The sequence below is a fragment of the Pseudomonas sp. FGI182 genome (genome assembly GCF_000511325.1).
In the GTDB taxonomy this organism is placed as follows: domain Bacteria; phylum Pseudomonadota; class Gammaproteobacteria; order Pseudomonadales; family Pseudomonadaceae; genus Aquipseudomonas; species Aquipseudomonas putida_Z.
Genome location: NZ_CP007012.1, coordinates 5412019 through 5432852 on the forward strand (window position 1 = coordinate 5412019; position 20834 = coordinate 5432852).

General features: G+C 63.7%; 18 protein-coding genes and 1 riboswitch. Of the genes, 11 read left to right on the forward strand and 7 right to left on the reverse strand.

Translation table 11 applies throughout. From position 1 onward, the window contains the following. Positions 1–293: 293 nt before the first annotated feature. The 4 genes from C163_RS23835 to C163_RS23850 all read left to right on the forward strand — a co-directional run bounded on the left by C163_RS23835 (position 294) and on the right by C163_RS23850 (position 4866). Positions 294–1286: a metalloregulator ArsR/SmtB family transcription factor gene (locus C163_RS23835; RefSeq protein WP_025340884.1), complete on the forward strand. Its 993-nt coding sequence runs from the start codon at positions 294–296 to the stop codon at positions 1284–1286. An 18-nt stretch (positions 1287–1304) separates the two neighbouring features. After that, on the forward strand, positions 1305–2495 hold the full coding sequence (metK, locus tag C163_RS23840; protein ID WP_015272060.1) for a methionine adenosyltransferase: 1191 nt from the start codon (positions 1305–1307) through the stop codon (positions 2493–2495). Positions 2496–2640: 145 nt separating this feature from the next. Next, positions 2641–4341, forward strand: a complete 1701-nt coding sequence (gene ligB, locus C163_RS23845) for an NAD-dependent DNA ligase LigB (RefSeq protein ID WP_025340885.1) — start codon at positions 2641–2643, stop codon at positions 4339–4341. Between the two features lie 132 nt (positions 4342–4473). Then, positions 4474–4866 (forward strand): DUF1090 domain-containing protein, encoded by a 393-nt coding sequence (locus tag C163_RS23850; protein WP_025340886.1) that lies wholly within the window; start codon positions 4474–4476, stop codon positions 4864–4866. Positions 4867–5023: 157 nt separating this feature from the next. Here the strand turns inward: C163_RS23850 and C163_RS23855 are convergent, their stop codons facing one another. Next, positions 5024–5470 (reverse strand): cytochrome c, encoded by a 447-nt coding sequence (locus C163_RS23855; RefSeq protein WP_025340887.1) that lies wholly within the window; start codon positions 5468–5470, stop codon positions 5024–5026. Between the two features lie 119 nt (positions 5471–5589). Between C163_RS23855 and C163_RS23860 the strand changes: the two genes are divergently transcribed. Continuing rightward, positions 5590–6741 (forward strand): murein transglycosylase A, encoded by a 1152-nt coding sequence (locus C163_RS23860; protein ID WP_025340888.1) that lies wholly within the window; start codon positions 5590–5592, stop codon positions 6739–6741. 319 nt (positions 6742–7060) lie between these two features. Here C163_RS23860 and C163_RS23865 read toward each other — a convergent pair whose 3' ends face one another. Both C163_RS23865 and C163_RS23870 read right to left on the reverse strand, forming a co-directional pair. Further along, a complete protein-coding gene (locus C163_RS23865; RefSeq protein ID WP_025340889.1) occupies positions 7061–7447 on the reverse strand; it encodes an MAPEG family protein in 387 nt (128 codons plus the stop codon). Between the two features lie 28 nt (positions 7448–7475). Next, entirely contained in the window at positions 7476–8309 is an 834-nt protein-coding gene (locus C163_RS23870) for an EamA family transporter (RefSeq protein ID WP_025340890.1), read from the reverse strand. 320 nt (positions 8310–8629) lie between these two features. Between C163_RS23870 and C163_RS23875 the strand changes: the two genes are divergently transcribed. After that, on the forward strand, positions 8630–9865 hold the full coding sequence (locus tag C163_RS23875; RefSeq protein WP_025340891.1) for a sodium:proton antiporter: 1236 nt from the start codon (positions 8630–8632) through the stop codon (positions 9863–9865). Between the two features lie 116 nt (positions 9866–9981). Here the strand turns inward: C163_RS23875 and C163_RS23880 are convergent, their stop codons facing one another. Next, positions 9982–10383 (reverse strand): acyl-CoA thioesterase, encoded by a 402-nt coding sequence (locus C163_RS23880; protein ID WP_003257757.1) that lies wholly within the window; start codon positions 10381–10383, stop codon positions 9982–9984. 178 nt (positions 10384–10561) lie between these two features. Continuing rightward, positions 10562–10658: riboswitch (S-adenosyl-L-homocysteine riboswitch) on the forward strand. Positions 10659–10678: 20 nt separating this feature from the next. Here C163_RS23880 and ahcY point away from each other — a divergent pair. From ahcY to C163_RS23905, 5 genes are all read left to right on the forward strand, one after another. Next, on the forward strand, positions 10679–12088 hold the full coding sequence (gene ahcY, locus C163_RS23885) for an adenosylhomocysteinase (protein WP_025340892.1): 1410 nt from the start codon (positions 10679–10681) through the stop codon (positions 12086–12088). 165 nt (positions 12089–12253) lie between these two features. After that, entirely contained in the window at positions 12254–13099 is an 846-nt protein-coding gene (gene metF, locus C163_RS23890; RefSeq protein ID WP_025340893.1) for a methylenetetrahydrofolate reductase [NAD(P)H], read from the forward strand. Positions 13100–13191: 92 nt separating this feature from the next. Further along, positions 13192–14262 (forward strand): hypothetical protein, encoded by a 1071-nt coding sequence (locus tag C163_RS23895; RefSeq protein WP_025340894.1) that lies wholly within the window; start codon positions 13192–13194, stop codon positions 14260–14262. A 227-nt stretch (positions 14263–14489) separates the two neighbouring features. Beyond that, the gene (locus tag C163_RS23900) at positions 14490–15278 is read left to right on the forward strand and encodes an ABC transporter substrate-binding protein (RefSeq protein ID WP_025340895.1); all 789 of its coding nucleotides are present in this window, start codon (positions 14490–14492) and stop codon (positions 15276–15278) included. Between the two features lie 219 nt (positions 15279–15497). After that, entirely contained in the window at positions 15498–17387 is a 1890-nt protein-coding gene (locus C163_RS23905) for a DEAD/DEAH box helicase (protein WP_025340896.1), read from the forward strand. A gap of 139 nt (positions 17388–17526) precedes the next feature. Here C163_RS23905 and C163_RS23910 read toward each other — a convergent pair whose 3' ends face one another. From C163_RS23910 to C163_RS23920, 3 genes are all read right to left on the reverse strand, one after another. Continuing rightward, the gene (locus C163_RS23910; protein ID WP_025340897.1) at positions 17527–18105 is read right to left on the reverse strand and encodes a YceI family protein; all 579 of its coding nucleotides are present in this window, start codon (positions 18103–18105) and stop codon (positions 17527–17529) included. A gap of 34 nt (positions 18106–18139) precedes the next feature. Continuing rightward, entirely contained in the window at positions 18140–18691 is a 552-nt protein-coding gene (locus C163_RS23915) for a cytochrome b (RefSeq protein ID WP_025340898.1), read from the reverse strand. A gap of 273 nt (positions 18692–18964) precedes the next feature. Next, positions 18965–20830: a flavin monoamine oxidase family protein gene (locus C163_RS23920; protein ID WP_025340899.1), complete on the reverse strand. Its 1866-nt coding sequence runs from the start codon at positions 20828–20830 to the stop codon at positions 18965–18967. Positions 20831–20834: the final 4 nt, after the last annotated feature.

Below are 20834 nucleotides of genomic sequence, written 5' to 3' on the forward strand. Positions count from 1 at the left end.
ATTTTCGCCCACTGGGGGGGCTTGGGGCAATGACGTATGGTCGCAGTCGGGGGATTTTCCTCTGATTGGCACTGATTTCGGGGCAAAATCTGGAAATCGGCGCCGGCTTCTTCGCGGGTGAACCCGCTCCCACAGGGTCGCACCAAGGCTGAGGGCAGTGCTGAACCTGTGGGAGCGGGTTCACCCGCGAAGAGGCCAGCAATGGCAGCCTCGCCCTCCGCCCATCAGCCAATATCAAAACTTTTTGATATTGCCCTTGCTAGGGCAACGATGCCTGTCTAGACTGCCGCACCATGAACCTCCGTGCGCAATCGATCCCCGAGCAACGCGAAGCATTGGCAGCCCTGTGCAAAGCCAGTGGCGACGAGTTGCGTCTGAACGTATTGCGCGCCCTGGCCAACGACTCGTTCGGCGTGCTGGAGCTGGCGCAGATCTTCGATGTGGGCCAGTCGGGCATGAGCCACCACCTGAAGGTACTGGCCCAGGCCGAGCTGGTGGCGACCCGCCGCGAGGGCAATGCCATCTTCTACCGCCGCGCCCTGCCCGACAGCCTGCGCCTGGGCGGTCGGCTGCACGCGGCGCTGCTTGAAGAAGTGGACGACCTGGCCCTGCCGCCTGACGTGCAGGCGCGCATCGCCCAGGTGCAGCAACGCCGCGCAGCCACCAGCCAGGACTTCTTCCTGCGTGTGGAAGAGAAATTCCGCGCCCAGCAAGACCTGATCGCCGGCCTGCCGCAGTACCGCGAAAGCCTGCTGGCGCTGCTCGACAAACTGAATTTCGACCCGGCCGCCAGCGCCCTCGAGGTCGGCCCCGGTGACGGTGGCTTCCTGCCCGACCTGGCCCGGCGCTTCGCCCAGGTCACCGCCCTGGACAACAGCCCGACCATGCTCGAACTGGCGCGTCAGGTGTGCCAGCGCGAAGGGCTCGACAACGTGAACCTGCAGTTGGCCGATGCACTGGGTGCAACGGATGTGGCCGCCGACTGCGTTGTGCTGAACATGGTGCTGCACCATTTCAGCGACCCGGCCCTGGCCTTGCGCCAGCTGGCCAAACGGGTGAAGGCAGGCGGCAGCCTGCTGGTAACCGAACTGTGCAGCCATGACCAGGGGTGGGCGCGCGAAGCCTGCGGCGACCTGTGGCTTGGCTTCGAACAGGACGACCTGGCCCGTTGGGCCAACGCCGCCGGGCTGGCCCCCGGGGACAGCCTGTACGTGGGCTTGCGTAACGGTTTCCAGATTCAGGTCCGCCATTTCCAGCGGACGGCTGGCGACATACAACATCGGTAAATTTCAGGAACCTTCGAGATGAGCGAATACTCCCTTTTCACCTCCGAGTCCGTGTCCGAAGGGCATCCGGACAAGATCGCCGACCAGATTTCGGACGCCGTCCTTGATGCCATCATCGCCCAGGACAAATACGCCCGCGTAGCCTGCGAAACCCTGGTCAAGACCGGTGTCGCCATCATCGCCGGCGAAGTCACCACCTCCGCCTGGGTCGACCTGGAAGAGCTGGTGCGCAAGGTCATCATCGACATCGGCTACAACAGCTCCGACGTCGGTTTCGACGGCGCCACCTGCGCCGTGATGAACATCATCGGCAAGCAGTCGGTGGACATCGCCCAGGGCGTCGACCGCTCCCGCCCGGAAGACCAGGGCGCCGGTGACCAGGGCCTGATGTTCGGCTACGCCAGCAACGAGACCGACGTGCTGATGCCAGCACCGATCTGCTTCTCGCACCGTCTGGTCGAGCGCCAGGCCGAAGCGCGCAAATCGAAACTGCTGCCATGGCTGCGCCCGGACGCCAAGTCGCAGGTCACCTGCCGTTACGAAAATGGCAAGGTGGTCGGCATCGACGCCGTGGTGCTGTCGACCCAGCACAACCCTGAGGTTTCGCAGAAAGACCTGCAGGAAGCCGTGATGGAGCTGATCGTCAAGCACACCCTGCCTGCCGAACTGCTGCACAAGGGCACCCAGTACCACATCAACCCGACCGGCAACTTCATCATCGGTGGCCCGGTGGGTGACTGCGGCCTGACCGGGCGCAAGATCATCGTCGACTCCTACGGCGGCATGGCCCGCCATGGTGGTGGCGCGTTCTCCGGCAAGGACCCGTCCAAGGTCGACCGTTCCGCCGCCTACGCCGGCCGCTACGTGGCCAAGAACATCGTCGCCGCCGGCCTGGCCGAGCGTTGCGAGATCCAGGTGTCGTACGCCATCGGCGTGGCCCAGCCGACCTCCATCTCGATCAACACCTTCGGTACCGGCAAGGTCTCCGACGACAAGATCATCCAGCTGGTGCGCGAGTGCTTCGACCTGCGTCCTTACGCCATCACCACCATGCTCGACCTGCTGCACCCGATGTACCAGGAAACCGCTGCCTACGGCCACTTCGGCCGCACCCCGCAGCAGAAGACGGTCGGCGACGACACCTTCACCACCTTCACCTGGGAGCGCACCGACCGCGCCCAGTCGCTGCGTGACGCTGCCGGCCTGTAAGTTTCCTACGGCGCTGGACGAAAGCCCCTGCCGAGCAATCGACAGGGGCTTTTTTGTGACATATGGGCTGACAAACGCTGCATGGCGACCCTCACGCTACCTGCCTAGGCTGAGGGCTCCCACCCGCCATGCAAGGATGCTGGCCATGCCGCTCATGCTGCTTTTCGCCCTACTGTTGACGTTGAATGCTCCCTTGGCCCGTGCCGCCACATGCCCCACCTGGAACCCGCAACAAGTCGAGGCTGAAGTAAGCCGACTGCGCGCCACGCTTGCCCGCTGGGACGACCATTACCATCGTCAGGGCATCGCACTGGTGGCCGATGAACTGTACGACCAGAGCCGCCAGCGCCTGGCGCACCTGCAGCAATGCTTTGGCATCGCGGCCACCCCGTCCCCGCTGGCCAGCGCTGGCGGGCCAATCCCGCATCCGGTGCCGCATACCGGCGTCGACAAGCTGGCCGACCGCCTGGCTGTAGAACACTGGCTGGCCGGCAAGGCCGATGTCTGGGTGCAGCCAAAGGTCGATGGCGTAGCGGTATCCCTCATCTACCGACAGGGCCGGCTGGTGCAGTTGATCAGCCGGGGGGACGGCGTGCAGGGGCACGACTGGAGCCGCCACATCCCCCTGCTCGACGCAATCAACCGGCAACTGCCCCAGGCCATCGACCTGCAACTGCAGGGCGAACTTTACCTGCGCCTGGACGGGCATGTGCAAGCCCGGGCTGGCAGCGCCAACGCCAGAGGTACGGTAGCCGGGCTGCTGGCTCGCAAGCAGCTGAGTGGTGAGCAAGGCGAGCGCATCGGCCTGTTCGTGTGGGACTGGCCGCAAGGCCCCGAGCAGCAGGCCGAACGCCTCGCGAAGCTGGCGGAACTGGGCTTTGCGCACAGCCAGGATTACAGCGTCGCCATAGCAACAGCGGACGATGCCGCGCACTGGCGTGAGTACTGGTACCGCTCACCCCTGCCCTTCGCCACCGATGGCGTGGTGTTGCGCCAAGGCGTCCGGCCGCCGGCCGAGCGCTGGCAGGCCAAGGCACCCTACTGGATCGCGGCGTGGAAGCACCCGTACACGCAGGCCCTGGCCGAAGTGCGCGAAGTACGCTTCCGCGTTGGCCGCACAGGCAGGGTCACGCCAGTGTTGCACGTGCTGCCAGTTACCCTGGATGACCGGCGAATCACCCAGGTGAGCCTGGGCTCGCTGGCTCGCTGGCTCAAGCTCGACATCCGCCCCGGTGACCAAGTGGCCGTCAGCCTTGCCGGGCTGACCATCCCGCGCCTGGAGCAAGTGGTGCACCGCGCCGCCGAGCGCCAACCGGTAACCGCACCAGCGCCCGGCCAACATCATGCCCACAGTTGCTGGCAGGCAAGCGAAGGCTGCGAGGACCAGTTCATTGCCCGCCTCACCTGGCTCAGCGGCAAGCAGGGGCTGGCCCTGCCGCGCACCGGCCCCGGCACCTGGCGCCGACTGGTGGCTGCCGGGCTGGTGACCTCCATGACGGACTGGCTGCATCTGGATGCCGAGCGCCTGGGCCAGGTAGCGGGTATCAGTGACGCAACGGCTGCGCAGTTGCTGGGCAGTTTCGAGCAAGCCCGCTCACGGCCCTTTGCCCAGTGGCTGCGCGGGCTGGGCGCACCCACGCCCACCGGCATGCAGATGACAGGCGACTGGCTGGAGCTTGCTGCTCGCACAAACCTTGAATGGCAAGGCATGCCCGGTATCGGCGAAAAGCGCGGGCAACAGCTTGCAGGATTTTTTGCGACCACCGAGGTTCAAGCCATTGCAACGCAGCTGGCCAAGGCCGGGATCGACGGATTCCGGATCGACAGGCAAAGCATCGAGCAATGATTATTTACCAATTTACCCGTAGGAAAATCCCGAGATTAAGCCGGAAAACCGCAACAAGGGTTTCTAAATGGGCAAAACCAAGGCAGGATTTCCCCCAACTTTTGCTGCCCCGCCCCGTCAAGGAGGCTTTTCATGAAACGTATTTCGACCCTTTTCCTGCTCGCGACACTGGGCCTGGCCGCTGGCGCCGTACAAGCCGCCCAGCCGGATGCCGGCCTGACCGGTTGCGCCGCCAAGCGTAGCGCCATCGAGAACCAGTTGAAGATTGCCCGTGACCACGGCAACAACGATCAGGCCGCGGGGCTTGAAGAGGCGCTGCGAGGGGTCGACAACTGCACCGATGCCGGTCTGCGCAAGGAACGTGAGCAGAAGGTGCTCGACGCCCGTCACGAAGTGGCGCAGCGGGAAAGGGACTTGAAGAAAGCCGAGAAGAAAGGCGATTCGGAGAAGATCAACAAGCGCAAGGACAAGCTGGCAGAGTCGCGCAAGGAACTGCAGGAAGCGGTGGAAGATCTGGATCGCTGAGGCCCCGACCGGGCAAACGCGATCATTGTAGGAGCGGCCTTGTGTCGCGATGGGCCGCAAAGCGGCCCCGGCGATTTGTGCATCAGCTGAAATCCTGGGGCCGCTGCGCAGCCCTATCGCGACACAAGGCCGCTCCTACACAGGGCAATGCAGTCCATCAATGGTTGCGGAATTCCGTATGACAGGCCTTGCAAGCCGCTTCGACCTTGTCCATCGGCGCCTTCAGCTGCGCAGCGTCCAGCGGCTGGCCGCGGGTGACATCGACCAGTTCGCCAGTGACGCCTTCCAGCTGCCGGGCCAGGTCATGAAAGCGTGCCTGACGTTCCCATACCTCGGCACGCGCGCTACTGTCGCCACCATCACGCGCCTGTGGGAAGTGCTGCCAGGGCTGGTGCGAAAGGTTGTCCAGCTTCAGCGCACCGTCGGCAAACTTCACCCCGTCGAACGGCAACCGCCCACGCAACATGCCGCCCAGGTCTTCGCTGGTCTTGAGCATGTCCTTGAAGATCACCTTGCGCTTGCCCAGCGGGGAGTTCGGGTCAACCCGGTCACAACCACCCAGGGCCAGTGCTGCCAGCAGAACAACGGTCAATCGCTTCAACATCACGGTCACTTCGGCCTACGCAAATGGGCGGCCAGTATCGCTGCCCAGCGGCCAAAGACCAATAGCCACATAAAAAACAGGGGCGAATATCCGTGTTCACCCATGACAGGAACGTACTCATGAAATCTGCCCTGCGCCATCTGGCCTGGACACTCCCGGCGCTGGCCCTGCTGGCCGGCTGCAACGGTGGCGAAAGCGCCAAACCTGAGCCCCATGCCATCGCCACCTACGCCAATGCCACCTGGCAGGACCTGCCTGCCGTCAGCGACAGCGACCTGGTGGCGGGCTTCCAGGCCTGGCGCAACGGCTGTGAAAAGCTCAAGCGCGACACCGTCTGGGCCAGCACCTGCGAAGCAGCCGCCAGCGTGCCCGACAATGCCTTGCAAGTGCGCGCCTTCCTGCAACAGAACCTGCAGGTATACGGCCTGCGTTCGGCCGAAAACAATGCCAACGGCCTGATCACCGGTTACTACGAACCGGTCTACCCTGGCAGCCTGAGCCAATCGGCAACCAACCACGTGGCGGTCTACGGCATCCCCGACGACATGATCGTGGTCGACCTGGCCAGCGTGTACCCCGAACTCAAGGGCAAGCGCCTGCGCGGTCGCCTCGATGGCCGGGTGCTAAAGCCTTACGACACCGCCGAGGTGATCAACCGTGACGGCGTCAAGGCACCGGTGCTGGCCTGGCTGACCGACCCGATGGACCTGCAGTTCCTGCAGATCCAGGGTTCCGGCCGGGTACAACTGGAAGATGGCCGCCAGCTGCGCCTGGGTTACGCCGACCAGAACGGCCACCCCTACCGGCCGATCGGGCGCTGGCTGGTGGAACAGGGCCAGTTGAAAAAGGAAGAAGTGAGCATGGGCGCCATTCATGCCTGGGCCCAGGCCAACCCGCAGCGGGTGCCGGAACTGCTCGCCAGCAACCCCAGCTACGTGTTCTTCAGCACCCGCCCGGACAGCAACGAAGGGCCGCGGGGTTCGCTGAACGTGCCGCTGACCGCTGGCTACAGCGTGGCCATCGACCGCAAGGTGATTCCGCTGGGCAGCTTGCTGTGGCTTTCCACCACTCGCCCGGATGGTACGCCGGTGGTACGCCCGGTGGGGGCTCAGGATACCGGTGGGGCAATTACCGGCGAGGTGCGCGCGGACCTGTTCTGGGGCACCGGGCCGCAAGCCGGAGAGCTGGCCGGGAACATGAAGCAGCAGGGGCAGATCTGGATGCTGTGGCCCAAGGGCAAGCCGCTGCCTGAGGTGCCGAAAGTGCCTTGATCGGCGGTGGATTCTTCGCGGGCTCGTCGGACCGCCGCACCGCCGCTCCCACAGGTACACCCCAGGATTCAAGGGCCGTGATGTACCTGTGGGAGATTGCCCAGCCCTTTGGGCTGCGCTGTCGCACAGAAAACTGAACTCGCAAGCGATCCTCGTACCCTGTGGGAGCGGCTTTAGCCGCGAAGAATCCAACGCGGTGCATGGCACCGGCTGCGCCGGTGTTCGCGGCTAAAGCCGCTCCCACAGGGTCCCTGCTAATTCAATGAGTTATGTGCAGTTCTATGAGAGCGGGCAAGCCCGCGAAGAAGGCAACGCGGTCTCAGATGGAAACCACGAAGAAGGCCACGATCATCGCCATACCGGCAAACCACACCAGCGATCGCAGCATGGCCCAGTCGGCCAGGTAACAGATGATGTAGAGCAACCGGCTGGTGATGTACATCACCCCCAGCACATCCTGCGTCACCTGCTCGGCATTGCCGACGATATCCGCCACCAGCACCGCCGCGGCAAATGCCGGGAAGGCTTCGAAACTGTTCTGCTGGGCAGCATGCGCGCGCCGCGGCAACCCGGACAGGGTATCCAGGAAGGCGCGCGGGTCGTGGTTGTCGCGCAAGCGGAAGCGGCCACTACCGACTTTGGCGATCAACGCACACAGTGGTGGCAAGAACAGCGCAATCAGGATGCACCACAGGGCAACAGTCATGGACAGGACTCCTTGTTCAGTCTTCGGGTCAAAGCTTCATTACCAGCATGCCGGCCAACACCAGCCCGCAAGCTAGGAGTCTCGGTCCGCCAAAAGGTTCTTTCAGGTAGCGCATGCCCAGCAGCACCACCAGGATCACGCTCAACTCCCGCAACGCCGCCGCTTCGGCCACCGACCCCAGGTGCATGGCCCACAGCACCAGCGCGTAACTGAGCAATACACAAAGCCCCACCGCCAGCCCCAGGCGCCACTGCAGGCGCCAGAACAACACGAACGGCGCACGTCGCGCCACGCTGGCAAGCAACGGGAAGGGCCAGGCGCTGAGCAAGGTCAGCCACACCAGGTAATCCCAGGGCTTGCCCCACAAGCGCACGGCCTGGCCGTCGAACCAGGTGTAGCAACCAATGCACAGACCGATCAGGGCAACCACCGGCAGCATCGACCAGGGCAGCCGGTCACCGCCACCGCCCTGCCACAACAGGCAGGCCATGCCACAGGGGATCAGCAGGATGCCGATGATCTGCTGCTGGCTCAGCGATTCGCCGGCAAAGGCCAGGGTCAGCCCCAGCACCACCAGCGGCGACAGCCCGCGCATCAGAGGATAGACCAGCCCCAGGTCGCCCACGCGGTAGGCCTGGATCAACAGGAAGCGGTACAGCTGCTCGGCCAGCGCCGACGCCAGCAGCCAGGGCCAGATGTTGGCCGGCGGTACCTCGACGAAGGGCACCGCCAGCACCGCGAAGGCCAACGCCACCGTATCCATGCTGGCGATCACCAGCAGGCGCTCGCCGCTGAATTTGATCAGGGTATTCCAGGTCGCATGCAGCAGGGCAGCGACCAACACCAGGGAAGTTGCCAGCACGCCTTCTTATCCTTGTGGCTTTTTACGTTTGTGAATATACAGCGCTCGAGGGGACCATTGTGGGAGCGGGCATGCCCGCGAAGAAAGCAACTCGGTGCATGGCACCGGCTTTGCCGGTGTTCGCGGGCATGCCCGCTCCCACAGAGACCGCGCCAGCCTTCGGGTTTTGCACAAGTCAGGGTATGCGATACAAGCTTCTGGATGGGAACGTTTCAAACGAATCCGGTCAAACCCTGTGTCCCGAACCCCGCGCCAGGTCATCAAAGAACTGCCCGAGCCATTCGGGTTACGACTTGGAAGCCACTGTTACAGGATTCGGGATGCTTGAACTAGTTGCCGCGTTTATCTGCCTTACCACCCTCCTCACCTATGTAAATTACCGTTTCATCGGCCTGCCCCCTGCCATCGGCGTGATGGTCACGGCGCTGCTGTTTTCCCTGATGCTGCAGGGCTTGAGCCTGATCGGCTTCCCTGGCCTGGAAGCGCGCGTCGAAGGGCTGATGAATCAGATCGACTTCAACGACCTGCTGATGCACTGGATGCTGGCGTTCCTGCTGTTCGCCGGCGCCTTGCACGTCAACCTCTCCGACCTGCGCAGCTACCGCTGGCCCATCGGCCTGCTGGCCACCGTCGGCGTACTGATTGCCACCGTGGTCATCGGCTACCTGTCGCACTGGGTGTTCGCCCTGTTCGGCTGGCAGGTGCCGCTGATCTACTGTCTGCTGTTCGGTGCGCTGATCTCGCCCACCGACCCGATTGCCGTGCTGGGCGCGCTACGTACCGCCAATGCCTCCAAACCGCTGAAAACCACTATCGTCGGCGAGTCGCTGTTCAACGACGGCACTGCGGTGGTGGTGTTCACCGTGTTGCTGGGCATCATCCAGCTGGGCGAGACGCCGAGCATGACCGACACCGCGATCCTGTTCGCCCGCGAGGCCATCGGCGGCGTGGTGTTCGGCGGCCTGATCGGCTACGCCACCTACCGCATGATCAAGAGCGTCGAGCAATATCAGGTGGAAGTGATGCTGACCCTGGCACTAGTCATCGGCGGCTCGGCGATGTGCTACGAGCTGCACGTTTCGGCGCCGATCGCCATGGTGGTGGCCGGGCTGATCATCGGTAACCTGGGGCGCAACCTGGCCATGAACGACATGACCCGTCGCTACATGGACGGTTTCTGGGAACTGATCGACGACATGCTCAACGCCCTGCTGTTCGCGTTGATCGGCCTGGAACTGTTGCTGCTGCCATTCAACTGGATGCACCTGGCGGCCGGCAGCGTGCTGGCGCTGGCGGTGCTGCTGTCGCGGCTGCTGACCGTGGCCCCGGCGATCGTGCTACTGCGGCGCTGGCGCCCGGTGCCCAAGGGCACGGTACGGGTGCTGACCTGGGGTGGCCTGCGCGGTGGGGTGTCGGTTGCCCTGGCACTGTCGCTGCCACTGGGCGAGGAGCGTGACCTGCTGCTGTCGATCACCTACATCGTGGTGCTGTCATCGATCCTGGTGCAGGGGTTGAGCATTGGGCGGGTGGTGCGCAAGGTGAGCGCTCAGCCTTGAGACCCTGGGGCCGCTTTGCGGCCCTTTCGCGACACAAGGCCGCTCCTACAGGAGATTGCATTCCCCTGTAGGAGCGGCCTTGTGTCGCGATGGGCTGCAAAGCAGCCCCAGAATGTTCATTCCACTGCAGAATCCGGGAACTGGTCCTGGATGTACTTGATCTCGGTCCGCCCATGCGCCGCCGGCAGCCCATCCTCGCCAAGGTTGACGAAGACCATCTTGTCGACCGTGAGGATGGCCTTGCGGGTGATCTTGTTGCGCACTTCGCACTTGAGGGTGATCGAGGTGCGGCCGAACTCGGTGGCGGTGATGCCCAGCTCGATGATGTCGCCCTGGCGCGAGGCACTGACGAAGTTTATTTCCGATATGTACTTGGTCACCACGCGCTGGTTGCCCAGCTGGACGATGGCGTAGATCGCCGCCTCTTCGTCGATCCAGCGCAACAGGCTGCCACCGAACAAAGTGCCGTTTGGGTTGAGGTCTTCGGGTTTAACCCACTTGCGGGTATGAAAGTTCATCTGTACTCCTGACCTGCTTGGCTAACGTGTAGCAATGATGGCAGAGCGGCCGCTGTCGCTCCATTGAACATCGACTATCGTCGCGATTAATCGACAGAAAACCTTGGGCAAGCCGACGGGCGCGGCTATAATCTCCGCCGCTTCACATGGCCGCCCACAGCGGCGCCATGCCCGCCACCCGTCCGAGGGGCGCTGCAGCAGGCTAGGCCTGTCAGGCTCGGATGGGGCGTTGCTCGCTCTCGCGGGCGCTTAACGCACAACGGCGCCCATTCGCACACTACGAATGGAGGCTCTCATGAGCGCTGCAAACATGCCTGCTGGTTTTACCGATTACAAAGTCGCCGACATCTCCCTGGCCGCCTGGGGTCGTCGCGAAACCATCATCGCCGAATCGGAAATGCCTGCACTGATGGGCCTGCGTCGCAAGTACCTGGCCGAGCAACCGCTCAAGGGTGCGAAGATCCTGGGCTGCATCCACATGACCATCCAGACCGCCGTGCTGATCGAAACCCTGGTTGCCCTGGGTGCCGAAGTGCGCTGGTCGTCCTGCAACATCTTCTCCACCCAGGACCAGGCCGCCGCGTCCATCGCCGCCGCCGGTATCCCGGTGTTCGCCTGGAAAGGTGAAACCGAGCAAGAGTACGAGTGGTGCCTGGAGCAGACCATCCTCAAGGATGGCCAGCCATGGGACGCCAACATGGTCCTCGACGACGGTGGCGACCTGACCGAGCTGCTGCACAAGAAGTACCCGCAAGTGCTGGAGCGCGTGCACGGCGTGACCGAAGAGACCACCACCGGCGTGCACCGCCTGCTGGACATGCTGGCCAAGGGCGAGCTGAAAGTCCCGGCGATCAACGTCAACGACTCGGTCACCAAGAGCAAGAACGACAACAAGTACGGCTGCCGTCACAGCCTGAACGACGCCATCAAGCGTGGTACCGACCACCTGCTGTCGGGCAAGCAGGCCCTGGTGATCGGTTACGGTGACGTGGGCAAGGGCTCGGCCCAGTCCCTGCGTCAGGAAGGCATGATCGTCAAGGTCACCGAAGTCGACCCGATCTGCGCCATGCAGGCCTGCATGGACGGTTTCGAAGTGGTTTCGCCGTTCATCGACGGTATCAACAACGGCACCGAAGCCAGCATCGACAAGGCCCTGCTGGGCAAGATCGACCTGATCGTGACCACCACCGGTAACGTCAACGTCTGCGACGCCAACATGCTCAAGGCGCTGAAGAAGCGTGCCGTGGTGTGCAACATCGGCCACTTCGACAACGAGATCGACACCGCCTTCATGCGCAAGAACTGGGCCTGGGAAGAGGTCAAGCCGCAGGTGCACAAGATCCACCGCACCGGCGCTGGCAGCTTCGACCCGCAGAACGACGACTACCTGATCCTGCTGGCCGAAGGCCGCCTGGTCAACCTGGGTAACGCCACTGGCCACCCAAGCCGCATCATGGACGGTTCGTTCGCCAACCAGGTACTGGCGCAGATCTTCCTGTTCGAGCAGAAGTTCGCCGACCTGTCGGCCGAGAAGAAAGCCGAGCGCCTGACCGTTGAAGTACTGCCGAAGAAGCTCGACGAAGAAGTGGCCCTGGAAATGGTCCGCGGCTTCGGCGGCGTGGTCACTCAGCTGACCAAGCAGCAGGCCGACTACATCGGTGTCACCGTCGAAGGCCCGTTCAAGCCGCACGCCTACCGCTACTAAGCGGCAGCTTGAAGCTTCAAGCGGCAATCAAAGGCAGACCATGCCGTTGCCGCTTGCAGCTCAAGCATAAAGGATCTTGAACGATGCCCAAGCCAGGCCGGCCATAACCGATCTGGCTTTTACTTGCAGCCTGCCGCTTGAAGCTTGCTGCCAGAGGAACGCCTGATGTCCCAGGAACGCCGTTACAGTTTCGAGTTCTTCCCGACCAAGACCGATGCCGGTCACGAAAAGCTGATGGGCGTCGCCCGCCAGCTGGCCGCCTACAACCCGGACTTCTTCTCCTGCACCTACGGTGCCGGTGGCTCGACCCGCGACCGCACGCTGAACACCGTGCTGCAGCTGGAAAGCGAAGTGAAGGTACCTGCCGCACCGCACCTGTCGTGCGTAGGCGACACCAAGGCCGAACTGCGTGCCCTGCTGGCCGAATACAAGGCTGCAGGCATCAAGCGCATCGTCGCCCTGCGTGGCGACCTGCCATCGGGCATGGGCATGGCCAGTGGCGAACTGCGCTACGCCAGCGACCTGGTCGAATTCATTCGCCAGGAAACCGCCGATCACTTCCACCTGGAAGTGGCCGCCTACCCGGAGATGCACCCCCAGGCCCGCAACTTCGAGGCTGACCTGGCCAACTTCGTGCACAAGGTCAAGGCCGGTGCCGACAGCGCCATCACCCAGTACTTCTTCAACGCCGACAGCTACTTCTACTTCGTCGAGCGCGCGCAGAAGCTGGGCGTGGACATCCCGGTGGTACCCGGCATCATGCCGATCACCAACTACAGCAAGCTGGCGCGCTTCTCCGACGCCTGTGGCGCCGAGATCCCGCGCTGGATCCGCAAGCAGCTGGAAGCCTATGCCGACGACACCGCCAGCATCCAGGCATTCGGCGAAGAAGTGATCACCCGCATGTGCGAACAGCTGCTGCAAGGCGGCGCACCGGGCCTGCACTTCTACACCTTGAACCAGGCCGAGCCGAGCCTGGCGATCTGGAACAATCTGAAGCTGCCGCGCTGAAATTTTTTGCAAAATCTGTTTAAGATTTGATTAAGGCTTTGGTCATAGACTAAAGCCTTATTCATTTTCCGGTTACACAGGTCTTGCCTGCCATGCAGCCCCTCCAGCCATCGCGTCCACAGCTCGTCTACCTGGCTTTTGGCCCGGCAACCTACCATCAGGAAGCCTGCTTCAGCATCATCAGCGCCCTCGCCCATCTGGGCACAGGCGAAGCCATGGACATCCAGGTCTACACCGACAACCCGCAGCCCTATGCCGGCCTGCCGGTCACCGTACACCTGCTGGACGAAGCCACGCGTCAGGCATGGAACGCCCCTCACGGTTATCACTTTCGCAGCAAGCATGTGCTGTTGCGTCAGGTGCTGCAGCAACACCCGCTGGCAGTGCTGATCGACACCGACACCTTCTTCCGCAAGTCGCCGCTGGAGCTGTTCGCCCGAGTGGCCCCAGGCCGCCTGCTGTGCAATGCCATCGGTGCGCGCTACGGCAGCAACCAGAAGTGCCTGCTGTACAAGAACCTGCTGGCCATCCTCGAGTCCAGGGGCCTGGCCGATTGCCAGATGCCACTGGTCAACTCGGGGGTGATCGGCCTCAGCGCCGAAGACGCCGGCACCCTGGACCGCTCCATCGCCATGATGGACGAGTTCCACCCCCTGGCTCGCGAGGCTTATACCCTCGAGGAGTTCTGCCTGGCGGTGGCAGCCTACCGCACGCTGGAGCTGGCCGAATGCACAGATGTCATCCACCACTACTGGAGCCGCAAGGCGCAGTTCCGCGCCAAGATCCAGGCCTGGCTGCGCAAGCACGGCCATGACCCGCTGAGCCACGCGGCGCTGGCCGACGTGTCCCTGGTCAATGACCAGCTGCCACGGCCGCCGGCCCTGCAACGCCTGGGTTACAAGGCGCTGAGCATGACCCTGCCCAGCCATGAGCGCCAGTTCGCCCGCGAGCTGCTGTATGGCTGCTACCCCTACCCCAATGAGTTCGACCGTGCCTGCGCGCCGGCCTGGTGGGACAAGGCCCTGGAAAACCTCAACGCCCGCCATGGCCACATGGAGCCCGAGCAACTGCGCCAGTGCCTGCGCCACCCGGGGTTGCGCCTGTCACTGGGCGAGCGGCGCAAGGATATCGAGGCGCATCTGCTGCGCACCTCCCAAGGCTGAGGTACCCGCAAAACCACTGCCTTGCGCAATTCCGTGGGAGCGGGCGTGCCCGCGAAGCAGGCAACGCGATAGATGGCACCGGCTTTGCCGGTGTTCGCGGCGGTTCGACGCCTCGACATGCCCGCTCCCACAGGGGCCGCGCATGCCTTTCAGTATTCGATTATGGCAATTGCCGCGTTCAATCTCGGGCTCTGGCCATGCAGCGGCCGAGCGCGTAATCTCCGGCCATGCCACACGTCGCCCGTCTGTTCTGGATCCTGTTGCTCGCCTGCCTGAGCCCGCTGGCCCTGGGCGAGCGCCTGCGCCTGGTGACCGACGACTGGGCACCCTATGCGTACCAGCACGACGGTCAGCCGCGCGGCATCGACTACGAAGTCACCACCCAGGTGTTCGAACGCCTTGGCGTCGAGGTGGAGTGGGAGTTCCTGCCATGGAAGCGCTGCCTGGCAATGATCGAGCAGGGCTCGGCCGACGGCATCATGGACATCTTCCAGACCGAGTCGCGCCAGCCCTACCTGGTGTACGCCCCCGAGCCCATGTCGGAGGTCGAGTTCGTCCTGTTCCAGGCCAGCGCACGTCGCCATGCCGTCAAGGCGCTGGATGACCTTGCCGGCCTCACCGTCGGCACCTCACCCGGCTACGCCTATGGTGCCGCATTCAACGAGGCCGTACATTTCAGGCGCGAAGCAGCGCCTACCCATGAAGCCAACTTCGGCAAACTGATGCTGGGCCGCATCGACCTGGCAATCACCGACCGCAGGGTCGGACATTACCTGCTGCGGCATCTGGGCCTGCAACAGCAGGTCGAGGAGCTGCCGCTGGTGATCAGCCGCCAGGCGCAGTACCTGGGGCTGGCGCGCAAGCCGGGGCGGGAGGCACTGGCCCAGGCCTTCGCCGTGGAACTGCGGCGCTTCAAGCAGGAACCGGCCTATGCAGCGATCAGCAACCGCTACACAGGCGACATCGGAAACATTCTCAACGCCGTTGAGCAGCAGGAAAGCAGCACAGCGCGATAGCTCTGTTATACTCGGGCCTTCCCGCCCGGCTCACGCCCGGACGCTCGGCCTAGCAACAGGCATCCCGATCGGCATCGACGCGCCTTCGCGTCCACCCTCCGCTAACCGGATGTGCAGTGAAAGCCCAGCTGGACCGGACGCGATCGCATCCCACCGATGCCCGTCGCGCCAGGCAGAACATCCCAAACGGGCCCAGCCCACACGAGAACAGGATTGCCCATGTCCTTTGCTTCCCTCGGTCTCTCCGAGGCTCTTGTCCGCGCTATCGAGGCTGCGGGCTACACCCAGCCGACCCCCGTGCAACAGCGGGCGATTCCCGCCGTGTTGCAAGGCCGCGACCTGATGGTCGCCGCACAGACAGGTACTGGTAAAACCGGCGGTTTCGCCCTGCCGATCCTCGAGCGCCTGTTCCCGGCCGGCCACCCCGACAAGTCGCAGCGCCATGGCCCGCGCCAACCTCGCGTGCTGGTCCTGACCCCGACCCGCGAACTGGCAGCCCAGGTGCATGACAGCTTCAAGGTCTATGCCCGTGACCTGCCACTGGTCAGCGCCTGCATTTTCGGCGGCGTCGGCATGAACCCGCAGATCCAGGCCATTGCCAAGGGTGTGGACGTGCTGGTCGCCTGCCCGGGCCGCCTGCTCGACCTGGCGGGCCAAGGCAAGGTTGACCTGGCCCACGTGGAAATCCTGGTGCTGGACGAAGCCGACCGCATGCTCGACATGGGCTTCATCCATGACGTCAAGAAGGTCCTCGCCCGCCTGCCGGCCAAGCGCCAGAACCTGTTGTTCTCGGCCACCTTCTCCAAGGACATCACCGACCTCGCCGACAAGCTCCTGCACAACCCGGAGCGTATCGAGGTCACCCCGCCGAACACTACCGTCGAGCGTATCGAGCAGCGCGTCTACCGCCTGCCCGCCAGCCACAAGCGCGCGCTGCTGGCGCACCTGATCACCCAGGGTGCCTGGGAACAGGTACTGGTGTTCACCCGCACCAAGCACGGCGCCAACCGCCTGGCCGAGTACCTGGAAAAGCACGGCCTGACCGCCGCCGCGATCCACGGCAACAAGAGCCAGAACGCCCGCACCAAGGCTCTGGCCGACTTCAAGGCCAACAGCGTGCGCGTGCTGGTCGCCACCGACATCGCCGCCCGTGGCCTGGACATCGACCAGTTGCCGCACGTGGTCAACTTCGAGCTGCCGAACGTCGAGGAAGACTACGTCCACCGTATCGGCCGTACCGGCCGTGCCGGGCGTTCGGGCGAGGCCATTTCCATGGTCGCGCCAGATGAAGAGAAGCTGCTCAAGAGCATCGAGCGGGTGACCAGGCAGAAGATCCCGGACGGCGACCTGATGGGCTTCGACGCCAGCCAGGTAGAGGCCGAAAAGCCTGAAGTACGCGAACGCCAGCAGAACAACGGCCGTGGTGGCCGCAACCAGCAGGCCCGCGGCGAAGGCGGCAAAGACGCCAACGGCGGCCGCAAGGACAAGGGCAAGGATAAAGGCAAGGCCAAGCAACAGGCCGCTGACAAGCCGGCCGACAAGGAAAAGAGCGGCGACAAGCAACAGCAGCAACGCAAGCCGCGTGACAAGAAGCCGCGCCAGCAGCAACAGGCCAGCAACAGCAGCGCGCCGAAAGTGCCTGTCGACCGTGATCCGGAAGAGTTCCTGGACGACGATATCGACAACTTCGGCAACCGTGCCGACTATGTCAGCCCGTACCAGGGCAAGAACCAGGGCCGCAATCGCCGCCCGGGTGGCAGTGCCGGCCAAGGTCAGGGCCAGGGTAATGGCCAGCGCAGCAACGCCGGTGGCCAGGGTCGCAATAGCGGCCAGGGTCGCAGTGGCGGTGGCGGTGGCGGCGAGAAACGTCCGGCCCGCGCCAACAATGGTGGCGGCGCCCGTCGTGATGGTGGTGGCCGTGGTCGCCCGGCCCGTGACGATGCTGCCCGGCAGGAACCGGCCGTGCGCAACCCGCGCCAGCCGGAAAAACAGCCAGTGATCATCCGCAAGGAATCCAAGCTCGACCGTTATCCGACGCCAGAGCAGCTGGATGACCTGCCGAGCCGCCCGCGCGGTGAGCGCCCGGCGCTGCTGACCCGCAAGGGCTGACAGAAGCACCGAGGGGGCTGCTTCGCAGCCCTATCGCGACACAAGGCCGCTCCTACAGGGTTACGTAATTCCCTGTAGGAGCGGCCTTGTGTCGCGATAGGGCCGCAAAGCGGCCCCCTCAGTTTTCAGCAGGTAAGAATTACTTCTGCTTCACACCTTCAACACTGATATCCAGGTCCAGGGTCTGCGAGGTAGCGCCCGGGCCCTTGATGCCGAAGTCGTTCAGGTTCAGCGTGGTGGTGGCGTTGAAACCAGCGCGCTCGCCGCCCCATGGGTCCTTGCCTTCACCGTTGAAGGTGGCCTTGAAGGTGACCGGCTTGGTCACACCGTGCATGGTCAGGTCGCCAGTCACGTCAGCGGTCTTGTCGCCAGTCGACTTGACGCTGGTGGAGACGAACTTGGCTTCCGGGTACTTCTTCACATCGAGGAAGTCGGCGCTGGCAATGTGCTTGTCACGCTCGGCGTGGTTCGACCACAGGCTGGCGGTTTTCAGGTCGACGTTGATCTTGCTGGCTTCAGGCTTGGCGCTGTCCCAGGTGAAGTTGCCGTCGAAATCCTTGAAGGTACCGTGAATGAAGCTGTAGCCCAGGTGGCTGATCTTCCAGTCAACGAACGCGTGCTGGCCTTCCTTGTCGATCTTGTACTCGGCAGCCATGGCCTGGCCGGCGGAGAGCAGAGCGGTACCGAGCGCCAGAGCGGCAAAAGTCTTTTTCAACATCCTTACTTCCTTCCTATGCAATTGAGGTTGAGAGTCAAGCTTTGCGGCCCAGCATGCGGGTCAGGGTCGCGTCACGGTCGATGAAATGGTGCTTGAGCGCTGCCAAGCCATGCAGCACGGCAAAAATCACCAAGCCCCAGGCCAGCCAGAGATGAATCACGCCAGCCAGGTCTGCCTGGTCGGGCAGGTCGCTGACCAGTGCCGGCACTTCGAACAGGCCGAACACCGGAATGCCGACACCGTCGGCGGTAGAAATCAGGTAACCGGCAATCATTACCGCGAACAGCCCCAGGTACAGGGCCAGGTGGCCCAACTTGGCTGCCAGGCGGGTAAGTGCGCCGTGGTTGGCCGGTGCCGGTGGTGGCGGGCTGATGAAGCGCCAGACCACCCGCAGCAGCATCACCGCCAGCAGCACCAGGCCGATGCTCTTGTGCAGGTCCGGGCCGGCCTTGCGCCAAGGGCTATAGTAGTCGAGGCCGACCATCCACAGGCCCAGGCCGAACAGGCCGAAGACTGCCAGAGCCACGCCCCAGTGCAGGACGATGCTGACCACGCCGTAGCGAGAAGATGAATTGCGCAGTTGCATGTTGACGTGTTTCCCCGTGAAAGCTGTGCACAGACTAACGCGTAACGCATCGAATAAAAGCGTAAAAAATTGCTTTGGATTATCGAGAAATCCGATATTTATTCTGTAAGCTTCCCATTAAGGAAACATTAACGATAGTTGGGTAATCAGCGGATGCCAGTGCCGGCCCTTTCGCGGGTAAACCCGCTCCCACAGGGTCGGCGCAGTTCCTGATACATGTGCCGGACCTGTGGGAGCGGGTTTACCCGCGAAAGGGCCGGCACTGTCAATAAATTAACCGGCCTTGGCTTGGGTATTGGCTACAGCTTTCTTGGCCGGTTCGGACTTGGCAGTCGCTTTCTTGGCCTCGGCAGGCTTGTGGGCCGGTTTGTGCGCCGGTGCATGCTTGCCAGATGCAGCCTTGGTAGCAGCAGGCTTGGCCGCCGCCTCCTTGGCCACAGGCGCTGGCGCAACCGGGGCCGGTGCGGCTTGCGGCGCTGGCGCAGGTGCTGGCGCCACTTCCTCGGCCTTGGCAATCGGCTCGGCCTTCACCTCAGGCTTGTCCGCCCCACCAAACAGGCGCTTGAAGAAGCCCGGCTTATCCTGCTTGGCCTCATCGACCGGCTTCGGCTCGGCCTTGACCGGGGCCTTGTCAGCCTTGTCGCCCTTGTCGGAAGAACCACCGAACAGGTTGGAGAAGAACCCGCCCTTGCTCTCCTTGGCCGCCACGGCGCCTGCAGCTGCTGCCGCCGCCACCGGTGCCGCCTTGGCCGGGTCGAACGACTTGCCGGCCAGCAGGTCCTGCACCTGGCTGGCCGCGCGCTGACCACTGCGCAGGGCGCCTTCCAGGGTGCCTGGGTAGAGGGCGTCGGTATGCTCACCGGCAAAGGTGATGCGCTGCACCGGGCGCTCCCACAGGCGCCAGTACTTGCTGATCTGGCCCGGGCCATAGGCCAGGTAGGCGCCGCCGGTACCGGCGTCGGTGCTGTAGCGCTTGACCTCGTAGCCGGTGAACGAGCCACGGGCCTGTGGGTAGAACGCATGCAGGCGGATCAGCACCTGATCGACCATCTGCTTGTCGCCGAACGCCTGCAGCAGACGGGCGTTGTCGCCCGACAGGTTGATCACCACGTTGGCGCCACCCTTGAGCGCGGGTTCGATCCACAGCATGCCCAAACCAGCGTTACTGAAGATTTCGCCCGACATGCGCGCGCGGCTTTCCCACACCGGTTTCTTGAACTTGAGCATCAGCTGGTCGCGCCAGCCATAGTTGGTGCCCTTCAATGCCGCCAGGTGCTGGCTGTCCAGGCCCGGGGTCATCTGGATCTTGGCCAAGGCGCGCAGGGGCACGGCCATGACCAGGTAATCCGCCTGGTAGCCGACGCTGCCGACCTTGACCGTGACACCGTCCTTGTCCTGGACGATGGAGGTCACCGGCGAACTGGTCTTGATGGTCTTCAGTTGCTTGACGAACGCCTGGGCCAGCACCGGGCTGCCACCGGGCAGGCGCGCGGCACGCAGATCACGGTCGCTGACGCCACGATACACGCGGTTCTGCTGGGCAAAGTACAGCAGCGACAGGCGCGATGGCTCATCGTAGCGGGTACGGATCTGCTGGTTGACCAGCTGACGGGCGGTGGTCGGCAGTTGCAGCTTGTCCAGCCAGGTGGAGACGTTGATCTGGTCGAGGGCGAACAGCGTGCTGTTGGCTTGCGGGTTCAGCGGGTCGTCGATCGAACGGGCCAGGTCATCGAGGGTTTTCTCGTAACGTTTGAGCGCATCGGCTGTAGCCGGCTGCTTGGTGGCCAGGTCGGTGGCGCTGAAATACTCGCCGTCGATCAGGTAACCGGGGGTACGCACAAACTCCGGTGCCGGCAGTGTTTCAAGTTTGAAACGGTCGAGGTACTGGTTGAGCACCGGCTGCGCCTTGGCGTTGCCGATCCACTCGCTGGTGGCCAGGCCCGAGCGCCCGCCCATGCCCGCCTTGGCCTCCAGCAGCGTCACCTGCCAGCCTTTGTTCTGCAGCTCGTAGGCGGCCGTCAGGCCCGCCAGGCCGCCACCCACGACGATCGCCGAAGGTGTCTTGTCCTTTGCCAGCGCGGCGCCGCTGGACACACCAATCAATACCAACGCGCACAGGCGCACCCAAGCAGCAGCCATGTCG

Excerpts from the sequence above, each read along its gene's own strand:
- C163_RS23835 (WP_025340884.1), top strand. The coding sequence starts at position 294 with ATGAACCTCCGTGCGCAATCGATCCCCGAGCAACGCGAAGCATTGGCA.
- metK (WP_015272060.1), top strand. The coding sequence starts at position 1,305 with ATGAGCGAATACTCCCTTTTCACCTCCGAGTCCGTGTCCGAAGGGCAT.
- ligB (WP_025340885.1), top strand. The coding sequence starts at position 2,641 with ATGCCGCTCATGCTGCTTTTCGCCCTACTGTTGACGTTGAATGCTCCC.
- C163_RS23850 (WP_025340886.1), top strand. The coding sequence starts at position 4,474 with ATGAAACGTATTTCGACCCTTTTCCTGCTCGCGACACTGGGCCTGGCC.
- C163_RS23855 (WP_025340887.1), bottom strand. The coding sequence starts at position 5,470 with ATGTTGAAGCGATTGACCGTTGTTCTGCTGGCAGCACTGGCCCTGGGT.
- C163_RS23860 (WP_025340888.1), top strand. The coding sequence starts at position 5,590 with ATGAAATCTGCCCTGCGCCATCTGGCCTGGACACTCCCGGCGCTGGCC.
- C163_RS23865 (WP_025340889.1), bottom strand. The coding sequence starts at position 7,447 with ATGACTGTTGCCCTGTGGTGCATCCTGATTGCGCTGTTCTTGCCACCA.
- C163_RS23875 (WP_025340891.1), top strand. The coding sequence starts at position 8,630 with ATGCTTGAACTAGTTGCCGCGTTTATCTGCCTTACCACCCTCCTCACC.
- C163_RS23880 (WP_003257757.1), bottom strand. The coding sequence starts at position 10,383 with ATGAACTTTCATACCCGCAAGTGGGTTAAACCCGAAGACCTCAACCCA.
- ahcY (WP_025340892.1), top strand. The coding sequence starts at position 10,679 with ATGAGCGCTGCAAACATGCCTGCTGGTTTTACCGATTACAAAGTCGCC.
- metF (WP_025340893.1), top strand. The coding sequence starts at position 12,254 with ATGTCCCAGGAACGCCGTTACAGTTTCGAGTTCTTCCCGACCAAGACC.
- C163_RS23895 (WP_025340894.1), top strand. The coding sequence starts at position 13,192 with ATGCAGCCCCTCCAGCCATCGCGTCCACAGCTCGTCTACCTGGCTTTT.
- C163_RS23900 (WP_025340895.1), top strand. The coding sequence starts at position 14,490 with ATGCCACACGTCGCCCGTCTGTTCTGGATCCTGTTGCTCGCCTGCCTG.
- C163_RS23905 (WP_025340896.1), top strand. The coding sequence starts at position 15,498 with ATGTCCTTTGCTTCCCTCGGTCTCTCCGAGGCTCTTGTCCGCGCTATC.
- C163_RS23910 (WP_025340897.1), bottom strand. The coding sequence starts at position 18,105 with ATGTTGAAAAAGACTTTTGCCGCTCTGGCGCTCGGTACCGCTCTGCTC.
- C163_RS23915 (WP_025340898.1), bottom strand. The coding sequence starts at position 18,691 with ATGCAACTGCGCAATTCATCTTCTCGCTACGGCGTGGTCAGCATCGTC.
- C163_RS23920 (WP_025340899.1), bottom strand. The coding sequence starts at position 20,830 with ATGGCTGCTGCTTGGGTGCGCCTGTGCGCGTTGGTATTGATTGGTGTG.